Raw genomic sequence first — 18,396 nt, 5'->3', positions numbered from 1 at the left:
CCAATTCCGGGCTAGACATCAGACCGCCGGCAACAGCGCATCGGGCGCTTCCAGTGCGGCTTTCACCGCCACCAGGAACTGCACCGCGTCGCGTCCGTCGATCAGCCGGTGGTCGTAGGTCAGCGCCAGGTACATCATGGGGCGGATCACGACTTGGCCGTTTTCCGCGACGGGACGCTCCTGGATGGTGTGCATGCCCAGAATCGCCGACTGCGGCGGGTTGAGGATGGGTGTGGAGAGCAGCGAACCGAACACGCCGCCGTTGGTGATGGAGAACGTGCCACCGCTGAGTTCCTCCAGGGTGAGCTTCGCCTCGCGCGCGCGGCGGGCGAAGTCGGCGATGGCCGCTTCGATTTCAGCGGACGACAGCGTCTGGGCGCGGCGCAAAATCGGTACCACCAGTCCGCGCGGACTGGAGATCGCGATGCCGATGTCGGCGTCGCCCTGCCACACGATGTCGGTGCCGTCTATGGCGGCATTGACGATGGGAAACTGCTGCAACGCCTGGCATACCGCGCGCACGAAGAACGACATGTAGCCGAGCTTGACGCCGTGCTTGATCTCGAACTCGGCCTTGAAGCGCTGGCGCAGTTCGTTCACCGGCTGCATGTTCACTTCGTTGAAGGTGGTCAGCATGGCGGCGGTGTGCTGTGCCGCGACCAGACGCTCGGCCACGCGGCTGCGCAGGCGCGACATGGGCTCGCGGCGGCTTGTGCCCGGCGTAGCTGACGCCGCCGCCGGTGTCGCAGCGGGCAACGGCATGGCGGGCGCGGGCGGCACCGCAGCGAGTGTCGGCACAGCTGCCGCAGGGACGGCCGGCTGGACGGGTTTCTCGGCGGCAACAGGCGGCACCGTATTCTCACCGGTCTCGATTACCGCCACCACCTCGTCGGCCTTGACCACGGCACCTTCGGGCTGGCGCAGCTCGACCAGCGTGCCGGATGCCGGGGCCGGGATCTCCAGGATGACCTTGTCGGTTTCCAGGTCGACCAGGGTTTCGTCGCGGGTCACTGCCTCGCCCACCTGCTTGCGCCAGGGCAGCAGGGTGCCGCTGGCGACCGAATCGGACAGGGTCGGGACGCGCACCTCAAGCTTCATAGGATGTCTCCAGCGCATCGTTCAGCAAGGTTTCCAGTTCCGCCCGGTGGCGGGATACATAGCCCGACGCCGGTGCGGCGGCCGGGGGCCGTCCGGCATAGTGGAAGCGCCGGCCACCGGGCGCGCAATGATTGAGGTGATGCAGGGTCTGGTACCACGCGCCCTGGTTCATCGGTTCTTCCTGTGCCCAGACGAATGTCCCGGCCTGCGGATAGGCCTCGAGGACGGCACGGAAGGCGGTTTCAGGGAAAGGATAGAGCTGCTCCACCCGGACCAGCGCGATGTCGTCCAGCCCGCGTGCCGCACGCGCCGCCTCGAGATCGAACCACACACGCCCGCTGCACGCCACCACGCGTCTGGCTTCGCGCGGGGTACGCGGATCGTCGATGACCGGCAGGAATGCGCCATCGCTCAGGTCTGCCAGCGACGATGTGGAGGCGGGATGGCGCAGCAGGCTCTTGGGGCTCATGATCACCAACGGCTTCCTGACCGGGCGCACGAGCTGCCGTCGCAGCAGATGAAACATCTGCGCCGGCAGGGTCGGCACGCAGACCTGGATGTTCTCCTGTGCGCATAGTTGCAGGTAGCGTTCGAGGCGGGCGGAGGAATGCTCGGGTCCCTGCCCTTCCAGACCATGCGGCAGCATCAGCGTCAGGCCGCACAGGCGTCCCCACTTGGCTTCGCCGCTGGTGATGAACTGGTCTATCACCACCTGCGCGCCGTTGGCGAAATCGCCGAACTGTGCCTCCCATACCACCAGCGTGTCGGGATCGGCCGTGGCATAGCCGTACTCGAACGCCAGTACGGCTTCTTCCGACAACAGCGAATCGATGATGGTGAAATCGCCCTGTCTGCCGTGGATGTGTTCGAGCGGCACATAGACGCCGCTCTGGCGGCGCTCGCGTTTCTGGTCGTGCCACACGGCATGGCGGTGGAAGAAGGTGCCGCGCGCCGAATCCTGGCCCGACACCCGAACGTTGTAACCGACGTCCAGCAGGCTGGCATAGGCCAGATTCTCGGCATAGCCCCAGTCCACCGGCAGCTCGCCCGCACGCATCCTGCGACGGTCATCCAGCACCTTCTGCACCCGCGAATGCAGTTCGATTTCATGTTGCAGCGTGGTGATGCGCTCGCCCAGGAAATCCAGCCGGCTGGCCGATATCGCAGTCGGCACCTCGCCAGGGTCGCCATGCTTGAAACGGCCCCAGTCCACGCCATAGGTCGCCTTGAAATCGGACAGGATCGGCGAACTCAGCGATTCGCCATGCTCCAGCCGTTCGCGGCATACGTCCACCAGATCGTCCGCCTGCGCCTGGGACAGCACGCTTTCGTCGACCAGCCGCTGGGCGTACAGAACGCGCGTGCTGGGATGGGCCTGGATGCGGCGATACATCAGTGGCTGGGTGGCGAGCGGTTCGTCCTGTTCGTTGTGGCCATGGCGACGGTAGCACACCAGGTCGATGAAGCAGTTCTTGTGGAAGGTATAGCGGAAATCCACCGCCGTCTGCACGGCAAAGGCGACCGCTTCGGGATCGTCGCCGTTGACGTGCAGCACCGGCGCTTCGACCATCTTGGCGACGTCGGTGCAATACAGGGTAGAACGCACATCGCGCGGATCGGAGGTGGTGAAGCCGATCTGGTTGTTGATGACAATATGGATCGCGCCGCCGTTCCGGAAGCCGCGCGTCTGCGACATGTTGAGGCTTTCCATCACCACGCCCTGCCCCGACAGCGCGGCGTCGCCGTGCAGGATCACCGGCACCACCTCGTAGCCGAGCACGTCGCCGCGCCGATCCTGACGCGCACGCACCGAGCCGCGGACGACCGGATGCACGATTTCGAGATGCGAAGGGTTGAATGCCAGCGCCAGGTGCACGGGCCCGTACGGCGTGGCGATGTCGGAGGAAAAACCCTGATGGTATTTGACGTCGCCCGACAGCGGCGAATCGGGATAGCTGTTGCGCGGTTCTTCGTACAGGCTTTCCAGCGAGCATCCCATGATGTTGGCCAGTACGTTGATGCGCCCGCGGTGCGCCATGCCCATCACGATTTCCTTGGCGCCATGGCGTGCGCAACGCGCAATCACCTGGTCGAGCAACGGGATCAGGCTCTCGCCGCCCTCGAGCGAGAAGCGCTTCTGCCCGACATGGCGGGTATGCAGGAATTTTTCCAGCGTCTCGGCATCGGTCAGCCGCTTGAGTAGTTGCTTCTTCAGGTCGATCGACACCCCGAAGCGTCCCTGCGCTGATTCGATGCGCTCCTGCAGCCAGCGTTTGCGCGCGACATCGGTGATGTGCATGTATTCGACACCGACATGGCCGCAATAGGCGTTGTTCAGACGTTGCAGGATATTCCCCAGCGTGGTGCGCTCCACTCCGAACAACGAGCCGGTTTCGAATTCGCGCGTCAGGTCGGCCTCGGTCAGGCCATAGTGCGCAGGGTCGAGTTCGGGCGTCGGCGGGGGTTCGAAACGGCGCAGGGGATCGAGGTCGGCCTGCCGCACGCTCAGGTAGCGGTAGGCATTGATCAGGCGCAACACCGCAACCTGCGCGGCATCCGATCCGGCTGCCGTGCCCGGCAACGGCTGGGTCAGCCAGGGCGCCAGGGCGGCGTCGCCGAACTGCTCCAGATACGCCGCATTGCCTGCATACAGCGGTGAGGTCGGATGCCAGTCGGGCGCGCTCATGGCCAATCGATCCCGGATATGCCCTGAGGCCTAGCGCCGCTCGATCGGAACGAATTCACGCCGGGACGAGCCTGTGTAAAGCTGGCGCGGGCGTCCGATCTTGTGCGCAGGATCGGACAGCATTTCGTGCCATTGCGCGACCCAGCCAGCGGTGCGGGCCATGGCGAACAACGCGGTGAACATGCTGGTGGGAATACCCATGGCGCGGAAAATGATGCCCGAGTAGAAATCGACGTTGGGGTAGAGCTTCTTGGCGATGAAATACTCGTCTTCCAGCGCGATGCGCTCGAGTTCGAGCGCGATCTTGAACTGGGGGTCGTCGCGCAGGTCAAGCTCGTCCAGTACCTCGTAGCAGGTCTGGCGGATGATCGCCGCTCGCGGATCCATGTTCTTGTAGATGCGATGCCCGAAGCCCATCAGGCGGAACGGATCGGACTTGTCCTTGGCGCGCTTGATGAACTCCGGAATCTTGGAAACATCGTCCATCTCCTCCAGCATGCGCAGCACCGCCTCGTTGGCACCACCATGCAGCGGCCCCCACAGCGAGGCCATGCCGCTGGCGATGCAGGCGTAGGGGTTGGCGCCGCTCGAACCAGCCAGCCGCACGGTCGAGGTCGAGGCGTTCTGCTCGTGATCGGCGTGCAGAATGAAGATGCGGTCGAGCGCCTGTGCCAGCACCGGGTTCGGCACATACTCCTCGCACGGACTTGAGAACATCATGTGCATGAAGTTCTCGGCATAGCCCAGGCGGTTCTGCGGATAGACGAAAGGCTGGCCTTCATTGAACTTGTAGGCCCAGGCCGCGACAGTAGGTACCTTCGCAATCAGCCGATGGGCAACGATCTCGCGATGCGCCGGATTGAAATTGTCCAGCCCGCTGTGATAGAAGGCCGACATCGCCCCTGTCACGCCGATCATCACCGCCATGGGATGCGCGCTGCGGCGGAAACCGCGGAACACGTTTTCCATCTGGTCGTGCAGCAGGGTATGGTGGCGGATCGATTGCTCGAACGCCATTTTCTGCTCGGCTGTCGGCAGCTCGCCGTGAAGCAGCAGATAACTGACCTCCATGTAGTCGGACTTGTAGGCCAGTTCCTCGATCGGGTAGCCGCGGTAATACAGCAGGCCTTCGTCGCCGTCGATGTAGGTGATGGCCGATGTGCAGCTCGACGTGGCGGTGAAGCCGGGGTCGTGGGTGAAATAGCCGTGCGCACCCAGCGCGCGGATGTCGATGACCGGCTTGCCGTAGGTGCCTTGCTCGATCGGCAATTCGATCGAAGGGCTGCCGTCGCTGAAGGTAAGGGTGACGGTTTTTTTCATCGTGATTCCAAAAGTGTTGCTGCCTGAAAGTGTCGCAGGCGTTGTACAAGCGCTTCCAGTCCGGCATCGCCCGCGGGCGACCGGCCTTGCAGCCGGTCGATTATCTCCATGTCCGGCAGATCCAGCAGCCGTTCCAGTGCAGCGGCCTCGCAAGGCTGAAGTGTAGCGCGGTGCGCCGCCAGAAAGCCACTCAGCCAGAGATCGAGTTCGAGCAACCCGCGTCTGCAACGCCAGGCCAGCACGTCAGACACGGCGTTTCACCAAGAGCGATTTGATTCGTCCGATCGCCTCGGTCGGGTTCAAGCCTTTTGGGCAGGCATCGACGCAGCTCATGATGCCGCGGCAACGATACAGCCGGTACGGATCCTCCAGGTTGTCGAGCCGCGCGGCCGTCGCCTCGTCGCGCGAATCCGCAATGAAGCGATAAGCCTGCAGCAATCCCGCCGGGCCAACGAATTTATCGGGATTCCACCAGAACGACGGGCATGCGGTCGTGCAGCATGCGCACAGGATGCACTCATAGGCGCCGTCGAGCAGCGCGCGGTCTTCGGGGCTTTGCAGACGCTCCACCTCGGGTTCGGGTTCGTCGTTGATCAGCCAGGGTTTGATCGAGCGGTATTGCCTGTAGAACGGCTCCATGTCGACGATCAGGTCGCGGATCACCGGCAGTCCCGGCAGCGGCCTGACCTCGATCGGTTCCTTGAGCTCGCTCAGGGGCGTGATGCACGCCAGCCGGTTTTTGCCGTTCACGTTCATCGCGTCCGAGCCGCATACGCCTTCCCGGCAGGAACGGCGCAGGGACAGCGTTTCGTCCTGCGCCTTGATCGCCAACAGCGCGTCGAGCAGCATCTTGCCGGCGGGGTCGATGTCGAGGTCGACGTCCTGCATGTGGGGCTTTTCGCCGGATTCTGGGTGGTAGCGGTAAAGGCGGAACTTCATCAATACACCCGTTCCTTCGGCCGTATCGACTCGACCGTCAGGGGCTTCAGGCGCACCGGCTTGGCGTCCACCTGATCCCCTTCTTGCGAATACAGCGTGTGCTTCAGCCAGTGTTCGTCGTCGCGCACAGGAAAGTCCTCGCGCGTATGCGCACCCCGACTCTCGGTCCGGCTGATGGCCGATACCAGCGTCGCCCGCGCCACGCCCATCAGGTTCTCCAGCTCCAGTGCCTCGATGCGTGCAGTGTTGAACACCCGGCTGGTGTCCTGCAAACCGGCATGCGCCAGACGGCCTTCCAGTTCATTCAGTTTTCCCAGCCCGTCGCGCAACACCGCATCCGTCCGGAATACGCCCGCATGGGTCTGCATCAGGCGCCGCAAGTCGTCGCTGATCGCCGCCACGCGCTCGCTGCCGGCTTGGTCCCAGCGCTGCAAGCGTGCCAGGCTGGCCTCGGCCGCATTCTCGGGCAAGGGACGTGGATAGGGATTGTCGCGCAAGTATTCCAGCATGTGCAAACCCGCGGCGCGGCCGAACACGATGAGATCGAGCAGCGAATTACCACCCAAGCGGTTGGCGCCGTGCACCGACACACAGGCACACTCGCCGACGGCATACAGGCCCGGTACCGGTTCTTCCGGACCGAAGCGCGCCGGCGCGACGACCTGGCCATACAGGTTGGTGGGAATGCCACCCATCATGTAGTGCGCAGTCGGTGCGACGGGTATGGGCTTCTCGACCGGGTCGACGCCCGCGAAACGGATCGCCAGGTCGCGGATGCCGGGCAGTTTCTCGGCAATGGTTTTTTCACCCAGGTGGTCGAGCTTGATGTCGACGTAATCGCCACGCGGCCCGCAGCCGCGTCCCTCGGCGATTTCGATGGCGATCGCGCGCGCCACCACGTCGCGCCCGGCGAGGTCCTTCGCATGCGGCGCATAGCGCTCCATGAAGCGCTCGCCATTCTTGTTCAGCAGGTAGCCGCCCTCGCCGCGCACGCCTTCGGTGATGAGACAGCCGACGCCGGCAATGCCGGTGGGATGGAACTGCCAGAATTCCATGTCCTGCAGCGGCAGGCCGGCACGCAGCACCATGCCGAGGCCGTCTCCGGTGTTGATCATGGCGTTGCTGCTGTTCCAGAACACCCGCCCTGCCCCGCCGGTGGCAAGTAGTGTGGCGCGTGCCTCGATCAGCAGTGGCTCGCCCGTCTCGATGCTCATCGCGGTGACGCCGAGGCAATAGCCCTCGGCGTCGCGCACCAGGTCGAGCGCGAAGTATTCGTCGAAGAACTGCGTGCGGTGAGCGATGTTCTGCTGATACAGCGTATGCAGCAGCGCATGGCCGGTACGGTCGGCGGCGGCACAGGTCCGCGTGGCCTGATCGCCGCCGAAATTCTTCGACTGGCCGCCGAAGGGACGCTGATAGATCTTGCCGTTGTCGAGGCGCGAGAACGGCAGTCCCATGTGCTCGAGTTCGTAGACGGCCGTGGCCGCTTCGCGGCACATGAACTCGATCGCATCCTGGTCGCCGAGCCAGTCACCGCCCTTGACCGTGTCGTACATATGCCATTCCCAGCGGTCGTCGTCGACGTTGGCGAGCGCGGCGGTGATGCCACCCTGCGCCGACACGGTGTGCGAGCGCGTCGGGAAGACCTTGGACACCACCGCGACCTTGTAGTCCGAGCGCGCCAGCTGCAGCGCTGCACGCAGGCCGGCGCCGCCGCCGCCGACGATGAGGGCATCGAAACGGCGCGTGTTCATGCCGGCCCCACCGCCTGCGCTGCGCACAATCCGCAATCCGATAGCCATCCGTTTCGCTGGTTCATCGCAATCCCAGCTTGCCCAGCCAGTCCACCAGCGGTTCGGCTGTCTGTCCGAGCATGTCCACATGGCCGCCAGGCAGTTCGCGGTAGACATTCATTGCATCGGCAGGAATGAGGCCATACAGGGGCTGGCGGTTATAGGGGATGGGATCGCCCTCGCCAACCGCCCAGAAAACCGGCTGGCGAATTTGCGCCAGCGCGGCGCGGGTGCTGGGGAACACGGCAACATCATGGTAGGAAAGCATGGCCTCGGGCGTGGCAATCACGGTGTCGGTGAAGACGCGGTTGCCCTTGCCCACATTGGTCACGGAAAAGCGCGTGGTTTCCCGCGAACGCCCCTCGGCAAGCATCTGTTTTGCCTCGGCGATCGCCGGTGCCACGGCGTCCTGACTCTTCTTTGCCAGATCGATCATGCCGGCCGGGGCAAGCATGAACCTCCCCGCCATGGCAGCGGGCGGATTGGCCGGACGATACAGAATGGCCGCCATACCGCCGTAGCTGTGTCCGCCCACCACCACCTTGCGGCCCGATTTTGCCGCCAGGTCCACCGCGGCGTCGATGACCTCCATGGCCTGGGACAGGGTGCCGGCCCAGTGTTCTCCGGCCCAGGGCATACGCGGCGCGATGACCTGATAGCCCGCTTCATTCAGTTTCGCGTACAGCGACTTGTAGTCGGGTTTATCCGGTTCGGAACCCTTGCCATGAATGAACACCAGGGCAAGCGGCTTGCTCGATTCGCCATACACCATGGCTTGCGTGACGAGACCCGAGGGTGTATTCAAGGTGTCGGCCGAGGCAGGCGCAATGCAGAGACAGAACAACATGATCAGCACACGATGCAGCATGGCTTCCTCCTTGAGTTGATGCACACGACAAACCGCTTCCTGACGGATCGCTTCATTTCCATAACGCCATAAGCATCACGATTTCGCACCCCGCCAGCGTAACGATCACGGCCAGATAGAGGGCCAGCCGCAAGCCCACAGGCTGTATGTAATCCATGAAAATATCGCGCATCCCTACCCAGGCATGCAGTGCCAGCGCCGTCATCGTGAGCAGCAGCAGCACACGCACCCAAAGCGGCACGAACAGTGTCTGCCAGCCGGCGAAATCGACCGGTAATGCGGTCAGGAAATGGATGGTCAATCCGGGCAAGGCCACAGCCAGCGCCACGGCCGTCGCGCGCTGCACCAGCCAGGTGCCGGTACCGGTGTGTGCGCCAGTGGATGACTTCACGCGAACAGCCTCCATGCGGCGGCCAGCGTCACCAGGCCCGCCGCCAGGATGACGACGAGGCTGCTCTGGCGGGCGGTCCTGAGGCCCGTGCCCCGGTGCACATCCAGTGCCAGGTGCCGCAGGCCACCGAACAGATGATGGGCGAACGCCCAGACAAGCCCAACCACAACGAGCTTCGCCAGCGGATGCGCAGCCGCATCGGCCATCTGACGAAAGCCGGCCTCACCCGACAGCGATACCGACAATGCCCACACGCTGAACGGCAGCGCCGCGAACAGCAGCACACCCGACACCCGGTGCAGGATCGACACCCAGCCGGTGAGCGGCAGATGGATGCGCAGCAGATTCAGGTAAACGGGGCGCGCGATCGGCTTCACGGCACAGCGTGGTCGGTCGGGTTAACGGCGCTTAGCCTTCTTCGCCGCCGCCTTGGGCACCTTCTTCAACGCGGCCTTCGCCACGGCCTGCGGCACACGCTGGGCCAGGCGCGGGTCGAACGGCTTGGGCAGGATGTAATCCGGGCCGAACTTGAGCTTCTTCAGCTTGTAGGCTTTCAACACCGATGCCGGCACCGGTTCGCGCGCCAGTTCGGCCAGTGCGTTCACCGCAGCGATCAGCATGGCCTGGGTGATTTCCTTGGCGCGCGCATCGAGCGCACCGCGGAAGATGAACGGGAAGCCCAGCACGTTGTTGACCTGATTGGGGTAGTCGGAGCGCCCGGTCGCCATGACGAGGTCGCTGCGTGCAGCCTTCGCTTTCTCCGGCGCGATCTCGGGGTTGGGGTTGGCCAGCGCGAAGACCACCGGCTTGTCGGCCATGCTTTTGACCATCGCCGGACTGACCAGATTGGCGCCCGACACGCCGACGAATACATCGGCGCCGACCATCGCCTCGTCCAGCGTACGCAGCCTGGTCTGACGTGCATAGGCTTTCTTGAAGCTGTTGAGATCGGTGCGCCCTTTGTGCACCACGCCCTTGGAATCGACCAGCAGGATGTTGCGCTTCTGCGCGCCCATCGCGACCAGCAGGTTCAGCGAGGCGATGCCTGCCGCGCCGGCGCCGAGGCACACGATTCTCGCGGTTTCCAGCGTCTTGCCCTGCACGTGCAGGGCGTTGATGAGGCCCGCGCAGATGATGGTGGCGGTGCCATGCTGGTCGTCGTGGAATACCGGGATGTCGAGCTTCTTCTTCAGCGCCGCCTCGATTTCGAAACAGTGCGGCGCTGCGATATCTTCGAGGTTGATTCCGCCGAAGGTAGGGGCGATCGCTTCCACCACCTTGATGAAATCCTGTGGTGTCTTGGCATTAACTTCGATGTCGTAGACGTCGATTCCGGCGAACTGCTTGAACAGCACAGCCTTGCCCTCCATCACCGGCTTCGCGGCGAGCGGGCCGCGATTACCCAGACCGAGGATCGCGGTGCCGTCGGTGATCACCGCGACCAGATTGCCCTTGTTCGTGTAATCGTAGGCTCTGGCGGGGTTTTTTGCGATCTCCAGCACCGGCTGGGCCACCCCTGGCGTATAGGCGAGCGACAGGTCCGCCTGGGTGGAGCAGGGTTTGGACGATTCGACGGAGAGCTTGCCGGGCTTGGGCAGGCGATGGTAATCGAGGGCTTTTTTCTTGGCTGCGTTTTTTGTGAGGAGGGCTTGGCTCATGAGGCAAAGAATGCTGGCTGGATAAACAAGCCGTCATTATCGCGGATTTATCCGCGTTCCGTCCCCCGGAGTCAGTCTTTCCAGATCTTGAGTTGGGCACGCAGACGCGCGACCGCCTGCGAATGCAGCTGGCACACGCGCGACTCGGACACACCGAGCACCGCGCCGATTTCCTTCAGATTCATGTCTTGTTCGTAGTACATACCCATCATGCTGCGCTCGCGTTCCGGCAGGTGGTGGATCGCGGCGATCAGGCTGTCGCGGAAACCTTCATCCTCCAGCACGGCCAACGGATCATTGCTGCCGTCGACCAGATAGCGCTCCAGAAAGCTGGCGCTATCCTCATCCGAGAAGTCTTCGTAGTAGAGCAGTTGGGAACACTTCACGTCGCCCAGCATGGATTGATACTGATCGATCGGTATGCCCAGCTCGGTGGAGATTTCCTGTTCGGACGGCGACTTGCCGTTGCGCTGCTCCAGTCGGTGGATGGCGGCTTCGATCTGCCGGGATTTCTGCCGCACATGACGCGGCAGCCAGTCCGCCTCGCGCAACTCGTCGAGCATGGCGCCGCGGATGCGCTGGGTGGCATAGGATTCGAACTGCGCGCCTTGGGTGCCGTCGAAACGCCCTACCGCATCCATCAGGCCGATCAGGCCGACCTGGATGAGGTCGTCGACTTCGACGCTGGCGGGCAGGCGCGCCATCATGTGATATGCAATGCGCTTGACCAGCGGCGCATACTTGGTGATCTGCTCGTCTTGCGACGATGGTTTACCTACCATGTTCAGGGTTTCCCTGTCTTTATATCTGCCAAGCCGTCAGGCTCGCTCCTCGTCCGCCATTCTAACGGCTAGCGCGGCAAATGCATCATTCTCGTTTGCCACGTTGAAAATGGCATGCACAACCTCTTGCCCGAGAAAGTGGCAACCAGCGGCCTGGACATGATCGCAGGCAAACCGATCGCCCAGGAGGCCCACCCGGAATGCCACGCCCGAACGTGCTAGCGTTTTGAGTACAGCATAGGCTTTCCGTATCGATTCGTCGGTACGGCGTATCTCCATGACGACTGCATGCGCCACGTCCGGCGGCAAAGCAAGATCGGCACAATCCCATTCCAAATCGAATACCACATCGTCATAGCTGCCCACCATGTCGGGCAGAGCAGGCTCATCCGCCCGCATACCGGGCGCATACCAAGCTTCGCAATAAGCTTGCGGCAGCGTATGCAACTGCCTGCGCTCAAGTTGGTGCTTCCAGTCGAACAGGCTGCGGGGGGAGGATGAGGCAAACAGTCGGCCCTGCGTATCGATCAGGAGTAGCGTCCGGCCAATGTGATGCAACGCACGCGCCAAACGCACGCCCGGTTCCGGGGAATCTGAAATGCAATGGATATATCGTAGCGGTGGGCGCGTGCCCTTCCCTGCAGGGCATGCGCGCCGTCGCAATCCCGCAGCCTGGTCAGCCGGCACGTGTGCCCTTCAAGGTATTCATGCCTTGCTGGGGATGGCCATTTTGGCTGTGCCGTTCCGCGCGTTCGGCCTCAACCCCGGCAAACAGGGGCCAGTCCTCGGCTTCGAGCGCATACGGCGTGGCAAGCTGGCCACCTTTCAGCGCGCGGTCGACAAGATAAGTGGCATTGGGTACGTGGAGATCTTCCGGCACGCGCTGCCCGCCCGCGATATAGGCCAGCGGCAGGCGATGACGGATCACGCTGTCCAGCGCCGCACCCGGCTGCGGTGTTTCGTCGAGCTTGGTCAGAATGCAGGCGGCCGCCGCCTCGCCAAAACGCAGCATCGCCTGTTCGATCGCTGCTCCCTGCTGGTTCGCGGCGATCACCGCAAGACGGCTTATCCCCAATGCGCCAAGTGCCTGCCCTTCGCGAGTGCGCGGATCGGAAGGCGCAAAACCTGCGGTGTCGATCAGCACCAGTTTCCTGCCGGCGAGTTGCGGCAGTAGCTGCGCCAGTCCGTCCCGGTCTTCGCACACATGCAGCGATACGCCCAGCAGATCGGCATACACTTTCAATTGCGCCGTTGCGCCGATACGGTAGGCGTCCGCCGCCACCAATGCCACCTGATCGACCCCATGGGCATCGACGCCGCGTGCGGCAAGCTTGGCGAGTGTCGTGGTCTTGCCCGCCCCGGTCGAGCCGACCAGCGCAAAGCGCCCACCCGTCGTCATCAGATCGGCTTCCCGCCCTTGCATCGGTAAATTGCGTATCAAGACCTGGCGCAGCCAGCGCTGGGCGGCCTCGGTATCGAGCCCGCGCGGCAGGCGCGCCGCCAGAGTACGGGCAAGCGAGCTGCCGAACCCGGCCGCAAACAAGGTCTGCATCACGGCCACGCGCGGCGGATCGCGCCGTCGTGCTGCCCCCCAGGCAAAACCGGCCAACTGGTTTTGCAGCAGGCCGCGCAGCCGTGAAAGTTCAGCCAGAATGCGCGAACTGCCGGCCGTGTCGGGGCCCTCGCTGACCGCAGGAACCGTCAGGTCGCCGTAAGCACTGGCCAGCAACTCGACGCCCCGCGGGTGCGGCCGGGTGGACAGCACCACGGCGTCGTCGCCCAGTTCCTTTCGCACGCGCGCCAGACCTTCGCGTGCATTCGCTGCGACAAATACCTGTACGCTCATTCACGCGCTCCAATCGCCAGTTCAGTGCTCACCTGGACCATTTTATCGGCAGGCACCTCGGCATAGGCAATCACCGCAAGTCGCGGCAGGTTGCGCCGCAGCAAACGCGAAAGGATCGCACGCAAGCCGGGCGAGGTCAGCAGCACGGGGTGGTAGCCTTCGCGTTCCTGTTCGGCCAGGGCGCGCTCTGCGGCCTCGTTCAATGCATCCAGCGTGGAAGGAGACAACAGCGCTTCGCCTTCGTCGCCCATCTCGTTCAACAGGCGGGTTTCAGTCGTTGCAGCCAGGCCGATCACGTGCAGCGTGTCGCTGCCTTCGAACAGCCGGTCGACGATGCTGCGTCCCAACGCGGCACGCACGGTTTCCACCAGTTCGTCGATGGCCTGGTTTTTTGGCGCGCGTGCCGCCAGCGTTTCGAACAGAGTGCGGGTATCGCGGATCGAGACGTTTTCCGCAATCAATTGCTGCAGTACGGCCTGCACGCTGGTCAGCGGCAGATGACGCGGCGTCACGTCCTCGACCAGCCCCGGATGGCTGCGTGCCAGCGTATCAAGCAGCTGCTGCACCTCGGTGCGCCCCAGCAGTTCTGCGGCATGCTGGCGGAATACGGCCTCGACCTGGCGCGCGATCAGTTCGGCAGGTTCCAGCACGACAAAACCGCGCAATTCGGCCTCCTCGACTCGGCTGGCATCTAGCCATACCCCAGCCAGCCCGGTCAACGGATCCCATCCGGGTACACCATCGATGCGTCCGAGCACGTCACCCATGTCGACTGCCAGCACCTGGCCTGGGGACATCTCGCCGTGCGCCACATCGACGCCCTTCAGCGTGATGCGATAGGTGTTAGGCTTGAGATCGAGATTGTCGCGCACGCGAATGAGCGGCACCACCAGCCCCATGTCGGTGGCGAAACGGCGCCGCGCCTCGGTGATCCTACTCAGCGCCGCGCCCCCCTGATTGCGGTCGACCAGCGGGATCAGCCGGTAGCCGACTTCGAGCGCCAGTACGTCGACCGGCGGGATGTCGTCCCAGGTGACGTCGACCGGCACAGTATCCGCCTCAGCCAGTTCCAGCGGTTCGACGTCGAACGCGGCCGTACGCTGGCGGCGCATCAACCAGAACCCCAGTCCCCCCAGTACCGTGGCAATGGTCAGGAACGCCAGATGCGGTGTCCCAGGAATCACCCCCAGCGCACCCAACACGGTTGCGGCCACATACAAGGTCTGCGGACGGCCGAAAATCTGGGTGGAAAACTCGCGCGACAGATCCTGCTCGCTCGATGCGCGGCTCACAACGATGCCCGCCGCGGTGGAAATGACCAGCGCCGGGATCTGCGTCACCAGCCCGTCGCCCACGGTCAGCAGCGCATAGCGGCCGAGCGCTTCGGAGATACCCAGGTTGTGCTGCAACATGCCCACCGCAATGCCGCCGATCAGGTTGACCACGAGGATGATCATGCCGGCGATGGCGTCGCCGCGCACGAATTTTGACGCACCATCCATTGCACCATAGAAGTCGGATTCGCGGCCAATATCGCTGCGGCGCGCACGCGCCTCGGTCTCGTTGATGAAGCCAGCATTCAGATCGGCGTCGACTGCCAATTGCTTGCCCGGCATCGAGTCCAACGTGAAGCGTGCCGCCACCTCGGCAATGCGACCGGCACCCTTGGTGATGACGACGAAGTTGATGATGACAAGGATGATGAACACCACGAAGCCAACCGCAATATTGCCGCCGACCAGGAAATTGCCGAACGACTCGATCACCTTGCCCGCCGCTTCTGGCCCGGTGTGGCCCTGCATCAGGATGATGCGGGTGGACGCCACGTTGAGCGACAGTCGCAGCAGCGTAGTCAGCAGCAGCACCGTGGGAAAGACCGAGAAATCCAGGGGACGCCGTGCATTCAGGCTCACCAGCAGCACGATCATCGCCAGCGCAATGTTGAGCGTGAACAGCACGTCGAGCATGAAGGTGGGCAAAGGCAACACCATCATCGCCAGAATCAGCATGACCAGCGCCGGTACCGCCAGCCGGTTCGCTGGCAGGCCCATTACCATCACGCCCTGCGCGCTCACCCGATCACCTCGTCAACACGCTGGCCGGCCTGCTGCTGACGGCCGCGCATTCGCGCCCGTACTTCGGGGCTCACCTCGGATTCGCGGGCCTCGGCCAATATTTCCTGCCAGGTCATCGCATGGCGACGCAGATAGCGCCACCAGCGCCAGCCGGAATCCACTGCCGCCGCCAACGTCAGTGCCGCCGCCAATACCAGTACTCCGCGGCCCACCCAGGCGGCCGTCACGTCGAGTGCGACGCTCATTTCGCTTCGGGTCAGACTGTGCAATCCCGACCAGCCGCTCGTCAGCACCCAGCCCACGGCTGCAGCGGCGAGCGCCAGCTTCAACAACACCAACGATCCGTCGAATAGGGACTCGACGGAAAACAGGCGAGCGAACGGTTTGAAAGGATTGGCGCGCGTGAGATCGGCCTGGGCAGCCTGCGGAGCAAACACCCAGCCAGAGAGAAGGATGGGTGCCACCAGGGCAGCGACAAATATGACGCCCAGTACCGGCAGCACGGCCCAGAATGCCGCCCAGGCAGCCTGGATGAATACTGGGGAAAGCGGCTGCGCGGCATGAATGAATGCCACTTCGGTCAACACCTGCAAGGCATTGAGCAGGCGCGGCGCCAGCCAGCCCAGCATGCCGAGCGCCGACAACAACACGGCCCACGCCGTGAGTTCGGCGGAACGCGGCACATCGCCCATGCTGCGTGCCAGTTGCAGGCGCCGCTGACTTGCTGGTTCGGTACGGGAAAGGTCTGTCTCCTCGGCCATGCTTGCCTCAACTTTTGGGGCAGTCTAGCACGAAGCGAAGAGGGTTTTTAGGCTGCGGGGCGGCCGCCTTTTATACAGGCACGTTCCCTCTATCGCTGCACGGCCCTGACGATGATGGAACGCCAGCGGGCAAAACACGTCCTGACCAGATTGCATCATGAGCCCGCTCCTTCCTACGGAATCGCTTGTGCTGCGCCAACCTCTGGCTGATCTGGCTTAGGGCAGGATGGCGCTTGCCATGCAAGCCCTCCATCAAGCGATATTCATGGTAGGAAAGTAGGTTATATTTTATAAGTTAGATAACTTACTATTTGAGCCATGAAACAGCAGACCCGTACCCACGACAAGCGCCAGCATCTGATCAGGACAGCAGCCGACTTGGTCTATCGCAATGGTTTCCTCAAAACCACGCTTGCGGACATCTCCGCCGAGGCCGGTATTCCGCTCGGTAGTATTTACTACTACTTTCAGGCACGCGAAGACATCGCGCGTGCCGTCGTGGAACGCCGCGTGACCGAATTAAATGACTTTCTGGAGAAACAGGCCGATCAACCGAGCCCCCGGTTACGCCTTGAGGCGTTGGTGCACGTCTGGGTCGATGAGCGGGAAAGCGATACGGTGTTCGGCTGCCCGGTAGGTAGCCTGTGCTACGAACTCGCCAAAGGACGCGGCCCCATGAGCACGGAGGCGGCACGGCCCTTTCAACTCCTGCTCGTCTGGTGTGAGACCCAATTCCGTCAGATGGGATGCAGCCGCGACGCCAAGACACTGGCGCTGCACCTGATTTCAGCCTTGCAGGGAATCAGTCTGATCGCCAACGCACTCGGCGAATCGGAGCGGATTTTGCGTGAAGCCGCGTATCTGAAGCGGTGGTTACGTGAAGTGGAAAGCCGGACGAAACGGCCAAACGGAGCAAGCTAATCCAAACCTTGCTCAGGATTGTTCAACTAACTACCCAAGGAGACACAACAATGAAGTTAACCCCCAAAATTGCGGCCTTAGCCTTGTTCCTCGCTTTACCCGTTCCCTATATGGCGCATGCGGAAGAATTCGCACCGTACGGCACAGCCAAAGTCGATATGCATACGATGCCCGTCACAGACGTGGTATTTGACGTGAACTACGAAGACCCACAGAAGCTGAATATTCTTTACAACTTCATCAAGAATACGCAAAAGATCACCCAAGGCAAAGTCGTGGTAGTTACGCACGGACCTGAGTTACGCGCCTTCGCCAAGGAAAATTACCCGAAATACCAGGGGATCATGGACAAGATGGCGGAACTGGCAAAGGATGGTGTCGAATTCAAGATGTGTAACAACGCGATGAAAGCCGCAGGCTTCAGCGCAGAAGACATGCACGGATTCGTCACGGTTGTTCCGGCAGGCTTCCCGGAACTCGCCTATTACCAAGGCAAGGGATACAAGTACATCAACCCCGTTCCGCTTTCGGTAAAGGATGTACGTTACCTGGATCAGCCGCAGCTTAAAAAATAACACGCTCATGGTGCAAGGGATGGGACTGCTCTGCCTCTTGCGCCGAACCGATGCGACCTGCCGGCAGCGGCCACGTTGCCGGCACGCTATTTCCAATGATTGGCTGCAAGCCACGAAATCCGCGGCCAGCTCTGATGATCAGCTCACTTCGTCAATCCATGCCATCTGGATCGCTTCGAGAATCTTCTCGCCGGAATGATTGGGGTCGTCATCGAAATCAGGCAGTTCCATCACCCAGTTATGCAGGTCGGTAAAGCGGATGGTACGCGGGTCGATTTCTGGGTGGGCCTCGGCGAGTTCGATGGCAATGTCGAGGGAGTCCGTCCACTTCATATCAATGTCCTTCCTTGACCATATTGATGGTGTATTTCGGAATTTCGACCACCAGGTCGCTGCCGTTCACGCGCGCCTGGCAGGACAGCCGGGATTGCGGTTCGAGTCCCCAGGCCTTATCGAGCAGATCATCCTCTTCTTCGGTGGAAGCTTCCAGTGAATTGAAGCCTTCGCGCACGATGACGTGGCAGGTGGTGCAGGCGCAGGACTTTTCGCACGCGTGTTCGATCTCGACACCGTTTGCAAGCAGCGTGTCGCAGATGGTGTCGCCGGGTTTGGCGTCGATCACGGCACCTTCAGGGCAGAGTTCGACATGAGGCAATACGATGAGTTGGGGCATGGTGAGGTTC

General features: G+C 62.7%; 19 protein-coding genes. 2 read left to right on the top strand and 17 right to left on the bottom strand.

Going from position 1 to position 18,396, the window contains the following annotated elements; all coding sequences use genetic code 11:
- Positions 1-18: 18 nt before the first annotated feature.
- The 15 genes from sucB to B058_RS0110045 all read right to left on the bottom strand — a co-directional run bounded on the left by sucB (position 19) and on the right by B058_RS0110045 (position 16,217).
- A complete protein-coding gene (gene sucB / locus B058_RS0110115; protein ID WP_018508365.1) occupies positions 19-1,098 on the bottom strand; it encodes a dihydrolipoyllysine-residue succinyltransferase in 1,080 nt (359 codons plus the stop codon).
- The gene (locus tag B058_RS0110110) at positions 1,088-3,784 is read right to left on the bottom strand and encodes a 2-oxoglutarate dehydrogenase E1 component (RefSeq protein WP_018508364.1); all 2,697 of its coding nucleotides are present in this window, start codon (positions 3,782-3,784) and stop codon (positions 1,088-1,090) included. Before B058_RS0110110 ends, sucB begins: the two co-directional genes overlap by 11 nt.
- A 30-nt stretch (positions 3,785-3,814) precedes the next feature.
- Positions 3,815-5,104 (bottom strand): citrate synthase, encoded by a 1,290-nt coding sequence (gene gltA / locus B058_RS0110105; RefSeq protein WP_018508363.1) that lies wholly within the window; start codon positions 5,102-5,104, stop codon positions 3,815-3,817.
- On the bottom strand, positions 5,101-5,355 hold the full coding sequence (locus B058_RS0110100; RefSeq protein WP_026240820.1) for an FAD assembly factor SdhE: 255 nt from the start codon (positions 5,353-5,355) through the stop codon (positions 5,101-5,103). Before B058_RS0110100 ends, gltA begins: the two co-directional genes overlap by 4 nt.
- Positions 5,348-6,043, bottom strand: coding sequence for a succinate dehydrogenase iron-sulfur subunit (locus tag B058_RS0110095; protein WP_018508361.1), 696 nt, complete (start codon positions 6,041-6,043; stop codon positions 5,348-5,350). The genes B058_RS0110100 and B058_RS0110095 overlap by 8 nt, the downstream gene beginning before the upstream one ends.
- Positions 6,043-7,797 (bottom strand): succinate dehydrogenase flavoprotein subunit, encoded by a 1,755-nt coding sequence (gene sdhA / locus B058_RS0110090; RefSeq protein WP_026240819.1) that lies wholly within the window; start codon positions 7,795-7,797, stop codon positions 6,043-6,045. The genes B058_RS0110095 and sdhA overlap by 1 nt, the downstream gene beginning before the upstream one ends.
- Positions 7,798-7,858: 61 nt before the next feature.
- The gene (locus B058_RS0110085) at positions 7,859-8,704 is read right to left on the bottom strand and encodes an alpha/beta fold hydrolase (RefSeq protein ID WP_018508359.1); all 846 of its coding nucleotides are present in this window, start codon (positions 8,702-8,704) and stop codon (positions 7,859-7,861) included.
- 52 nt (positions 8,705-8,756) lie between these two features.
- The gene (gene sdhD, locus B058_RS0110080) at positions 8,757-9,095 is read right to left on the bottom strand and encodes a succinate dehydrogenase, hydrophobic membrane anchor protein (RefSeq protein WP_018508358.1); all 339 of its coding nucleotides are present in this window, start codon (positions 9,093-9,095) and stop codon (positions 8,757-8,759) included.
- A complete protein-coding gene (gene sdhC, locus B058_RS0110075; RefSeq protein WP_018508357.1) occupies positions 9,092-9,472 on the bottom strand; it encodes a succinate dehydrogenase, cytochrome b556 subunit in 381 nt (126 codons plus the stop codon). Before sdhC ends, sdhD begins: the two co-directional genes overlap by 4 nt.
- Before the next feature lie 21 nt (positions 9,473-9,493).
- Positions 9,494-10,753 carry a malic enzyme-like NAD(P)-binding protein gene (locus B058_RS16820; RefSeq protein WP_018508356.1) on the bottom strand — a complete coding sequence of 420 codons (1,260 nt, stop codon included), beginning with the start codon at positions 10,751-10,753 and terminating at the stop codon, positions 9,494-9,496.
- 71 nt (positions 10,754-10,824) lie between these two features.
- A complete protein-coding gene (locus B058_RS0110065; protein ID WP_018508355.1) occupies positions 10,825-11,535 on the bottom strand; it encodes an RNA polymerase sigma factor FliA in 711 nt (236 codons plus the stop codon).
- A 36-nt stretch (positions 11,536-11,571) separates the two neighbouring features.
- Positions 11,572-12,111: a hypothetical protein gene (locus B058_RS0110060; RefSeq protein WP_018508354.1), complete on the bottom strand. Its 540-nt coding sequence runs from the start codon at positions 12,109-12,111 to the stop codon at positions 11,572-11,574.
- Positions 12,112-12,211: 100 nt separating this feature from the next.
- On the bottom strand, positions 12,212-13,381 hold the full coding sequence (flhF, locus tag B058_RS0110055; protein WP_018508353.1) for a flagellar biosynthesis GTPase FlhF: 1,170 nt from the start codon (positions 13,379-13,381) through the stop codon (positions 12,212-12,214).
- Entirely contained in the window at positions 13,378-15,432 is a 2,055-nt protein-coding gene (gene flhA / locus B058_RS0110050) for a flagellar biosynthesis protein FlhA (RefSeq protein ID WP_018508352.1), read from the bottom strand. The genes flhF and flhA overlap by 4 nt, the downstream gene beginning before the upstream one ends.
- A 20-nt stretch (positions 15,433-15,452) precedes the next feature.
- Entirely contained in the window at positions 15,453-16,217 is a 765-nt protein-coding gene (locus B058_RS0110045) for an EscU/YscU/HrcU family type III secretion system export apparatus switch protein (RefSeq protein WP_026240816.1), read from the bottom strand.
- 318 nt (positions 16,218-16,535) lie between these two features.
- Between B058_RS0110045 and B058_RS16815 the strand changes: the two genes are divergently transcribed.
- Together B058_RS16815 and B058_RS0110035 are read left to right on the top strand one after the other, a co-directional pair.
- The gene (locus tag B058_RS16815) at positions 16,536-17,138 is read left to right on the top strand and encodes a TetR/AcrR family transcriptional regulator (RefSeq protein WP_018508350.1); all 603 of its coding nucleotides are present in this window, start codon (positions 16,536-16,538) and stop codon (positions 17,136-17,138) included.
- A gap of 50 nt (positions 17,139-17,188) precedes the next feature.
- Complete coding sequence (locus B058_RS0110035; RefSeq protein WP_018508349.1) at positions 17,189-17,713, top strand: DsrE family protein; 525 nt, start codon at positions 17,189-17,191, stop codon at positions 17,711-17,713.
- A 138-nt stretch (positions 17,714-17,851) separates the two neighbouring features.
- Here B058_RS0110035 and iscX read toward each other — a convergent pair whose 3' ends face one another.
- Both iscX and fdx read right to left on the bottom strand, forming a co-directional pair.
- A complete protein-coding gene (iscX, locus tag B058_RS0110030) occupies positions 17,852-18,046 on the bottom strand; it encodes a Fe-S cluster assembly protein IscX (protein ID WP_018508348.1) in 195 nt (64 codons plus the stop codon).
- Between the two features lies 1 nt (position 18,047).
- A complete protein-coding gene (fdx, locus tag B058_RS0110025; protein ID WP_026240814.1) occupies positions 18,048-18,386 on the bottom strand; it encodes an ISC system 2Fe-2S type ferredoxin in 339 nt (112 codons plus the stop codon).
- Between the last annotated feature and the right edge of the window lie 10 nt (positions 18,387-18,396).

Source organism: Thiobacillus thioparus DSM 505, assembly GCF_000373385.1.
In the GTDB taxonomy this organism is placed as follows: Bacteria; Pseudomonadota; Gammaproteobacteria; order Burkholderiales; family Thiobacillaceae; genus Thiobacillus; species Thiobacillus thioparus.
Note: the sequence above shows the minus strand (reverse complement) of the source record. Positions and strands in the feature narration are given on the sequence as shown.

What these genes read in the sequence shown, in the direction of transcription:
- sucB (WP_018508365.1), bottom strand. Translation starts at nt 1,098, where the DNA reads ATGAAGCTTGAGGTGCGCGTCCCGACCCTGTCCGATTCGGTCGCCAGC.
- B058_RS0110110 (WP_018508364.1), bottom strand. Translation starts at nt 3,784, where the DNA reads ATGAGCGCGCCCGACTGGCATCCGACCTCACCGCTGTATGCAGGCAAT.
- gltA (WP_018508363.1), bottom strand. Translation starts at nt 5,104, where the DNA reads ATGAAAAAAACCGTCACCCTTACCTTCAGCGACGGCAGCCCTTCGATC.
- B058_RS0110095 (WP_018508361.1), bottom strand. Translation starts at nt 6,043, where the DNA reads ATGAAGTTCCGCCTTTACCGCTACCACCCAGAATCCGGCGAAAAGCCC.
- sdhA (WP_026240819.1), bottom strand. Translation starts at nt 7,797, where the DNA reads ATGAACACGCGCCGTTTCGATGCCCTCATCGTCGGCGGCGGCGGCGCC.
- B058_RS0110085 (WP_018508359.1), bottom strand. Translation starts at nt 8,704, where the DNA reads ATGCTGCATCGTGTGCTGATCATGTTGTTCTGTCTCTGCATTGCGCCT.
- B058_RS16820 (WP_018508356.1), bottom strand. Translation starts at nt 10,753, where the DNA reads ATGAGCCAAGCCCTCCTCACAAAAAACGCAGCCAAGAAAAAAGCCCTC.
- B058_RS0110065 (WP_018508355.1), bottom strand. Translation starts at nt 11,535, where the DNA reads ATGGTAGGTAAACCATCGTCGCAAGACGAGCAGATCACCAAGTATGCG.
- flhF (WP_018508353.1), bottom strand. Translation starts at nt 13,381, where the DNA reads ATGAGCGTACAGGTATTTGTCGCAGCGAATGCACGCGAAGGTCTGGCG.
- flhA (WP_018508352.1), bottom strand. Translation starts at nt 15,432, where the DNA reads ATGGGCCTGCCAGCGAACCGGCTGGCGGTACCGGCGCTGGTCATGCTG.
- B058_RS0110045 (WP_026240816.1), bottom strand. Translation starts at nt 16,217, where the DNA reads ATGGCCGAGGAGACAGACCTTTCCCGTACCGAACCAGCAAGTCAGCGG.
- B058_RS16815 (WP_018508350.1), top strand. Translation starts at nt 16,536, where the DNA reads ATGAAACAGCAGACCCGTACCCACGACAAGCGCCAGCATCTGATCAGG.
- B058_RS0110035 (WP_018508349.1), top strand. Translation starts at nt 17,189, where the DNA reads ATGAAGTTAACCCCCAAAATTGCGGCCTTAGCCTTGTTCCTCGCTTTA.
- iscX (WP_018508348.1), bottom strand. Translation starts at nt 18,046, where the DNA reads ATGAAGTGGACGGACTCCCTCGACATTGCCATCGAACTCGCCGAGGCC.
- fdx (WP_026240814.1), bottom strand. Translation starts at nt 18,386, where the DNA reads ATGCCCCAACTCATCGTATTGCCTCATGTCGAACTCTGCCCTGAAGGT.